This window comes from Mesorhizobium sp. M7A.F.Ca.US.014.04.1.1, from assembly GCF_003998745.1.
Lineage (GTDB): Bacteria > Pseudomonadota > Alphaproteobacteria > Rhizobiales > Rhizobiaceae > Mesorhizobium > Mesorhizobium ciceri.
The window spans coordinates 1-1,784 of record NZ_RZRW01000229.1; the positions used below are offsets into that span (position 1 = coordinate 1).

The following is a 1,784-nucleotide window of genomic DNA, read 5'->3' on the forward strand; positions in this document are numbered from 1 at the left end:
ATGCCCGACAGCATGCGCAGCAGCGTCGTCTTGCCGGCGCCGTTGGGACCGATGATGGCAAGGCGATCGCCAGCGGCCACCGAGAAGCTGACCGCCTGGACCAGATTCCGCCCATTCGCCATGGCACAGAGGTCATGGGCTTCGAGAAGCGCTGCGCTCATCGGCTGCAGCCCGCCGGATTGCGGGGACGGCAAAGTGTGAGCATGGTGATGCGATGATCGATGGAGCCGTCCAACTTTCCGTCACTTTCCAAAACTGGCGACGGAAGGAAGCTGGCGAACCGGCCGACAAGGCCGGGATTCGCGTTTCCTCCCGGCACACCCCGTCCGGTCAACTCAGTGATGGCAGGTCTCCTGGCTCGCGGGTCGTTGCGCCATCCTGCCTTCCCAGCCTTGCCGGCCAGTGGCATTCACGGATTTTGCTCGCCGCTTACAGTTGCGGGGGCAGCCACGGCCTCGACCTGAACAGGCCTCACCGTGTTCCCTTTTCACCCCTCGCCTTTCGGCTCGGGGACCATCACCACTTCAGCGTAGATTTCCACCAAACGCTTCGCAATGGTTTTCTCGGAAGCAGTGGTGGGCCAGCTAAGGGAAACAGGCATTGCACGCTCACTTTATGTAATAACATAACATTCTTAGGAGATGACGCGGCCCGCTGTCAAGCGAAAGCCCATGGGATCGGCGCAGATTGCACGGAATGCGCAATTTCGATCAAACTGGCCGCGCCAGGAAACGCCAAGATGATCCGGCCAATGCGAAAAGGAGCCCCATGAACCCGACCGAGAAAGCGCTGTGGTTCGTCGAGAGCCATCTGCCGGAGGCGATCTCGCTTGACGATGTCGCGCAAAGCAGCGGCGTGTCGCGTTTTCATGTGACGCGCGCCTTCGGCGCCGCAACCGGCCGCTCGGTGATGGGTTACATGCGCTCACGCCGGCTGACCGAGGCGGCGCGCAAGCTGGCCGGCGGAGCGCCCGACATCCTCGTCGTCGCGCTCGACGCCGGCTACAACTCGCATGAGGCGTTCACCCGTGCCTTCCGCGATCAGTTCGGCACCACGCCGGAACTGGTGCGCGCGCAAGGCTCGACCAACAACCTCGACCTCGTGGAGCCGATCCTGATGGACCAGTCCTTCCTCACCAATCTCGAACCACCGCGCTTCGAGACCAGCCGGCCGTTCCTGATCGCCGGCCTCGGCGAACGCTACAGCTGCGAAACCAGCGCCGGGATTCCGATGCAGTGGCAGCGTTTTGCACCCTATATCGGCAACATCCCCGGCGAGATCTCAGGCGTTTTCTACGGCGTCTGCCTTAACGGCGATGACGCGGGCAATTTCGACTATGTCGTCGGCGTCGAAGTGTCCGGCTTTGCGGATCTGCCGAAGGACTTCTATCGGGTGCGGGTGCCGGCGCAGAAATATGCGGTGTTCTCGCACCGCGAGCACATCTCATCCATCCGCCGGACGATCAACACGATCTGGAACAGTTGGCTGCCCGACTCCGGTCACGAAATCGCGGATGCACCGGAATTCGAGCGCTATGGACCGGAGTTCGATGCCCACAGCGGCAATGGCGGGCTGGAGATCTGGGTACCGGTGAAGGCGTAGCTCGATCACGCCATCGGCAGCGCCGGCCAGCGATCGATGACCTTTCCGCCGGAAAACACGGCGATCGACCCGAATTGCTGCAGCACGGCCTCGCTCTGCGTCGGCCTTAGAAACGCGTAGTCGCCTGGCCTTGCGGCCGCATCGGCGGGCAAGCCCATGAATTGCTGGTTGGAGGACAGGCC

Annotated in this window: 2 protein-coding genes, 1 pseudogene and 1 riboswitch; of the genes and pseudogenes, 1 reads left to right on the plus strand and 2 read right to left on the minus strand. The window is 62.6% G+C overall.

The annotated features are described in order from the left end of the window. Window positions 1-161: ABC transporter ATP-binding protein (locus EOA22_RS16685; RefSeq protein WP_127390092.1), on the minus strand; the 161-nt coding region annotated here is incomplete at its 3' end. A 164-nt stretch (window positions 162-325) separates the two neighbouring features. Beyond that, a riboswitch (cobalamin riboswitch) is annotated at window positions 326-533 on the minus strand. A gap of 235 nt (window positions 534-768) precedes the next feature. Between EOA22_RS16685 and EOA22_RS16690 the strand changes: the two genes are divergently transcribed. Further along, on the plus strand, window positions 769-1,602 hold the full coding sequence (locus EOA22_RS16690; protein WP_063170197.1) for an AraC family transcriptional regulator: 834 nt from the start codon (window positions 769-771) through the stop codon (window positions 1,600-1,602). Between the two features lie 5 nt (window positions 1,603-1,607). Here the strand turns inward: EOA22_RS16690 and EOA22_RS38895 are convergent. Further along, window positions 1,608-1,784, minus strand: a pseudogene (locus tag EOA22_RS38895) (DSD1 family PLP-dependent enzyme); the annotation flags it as partial.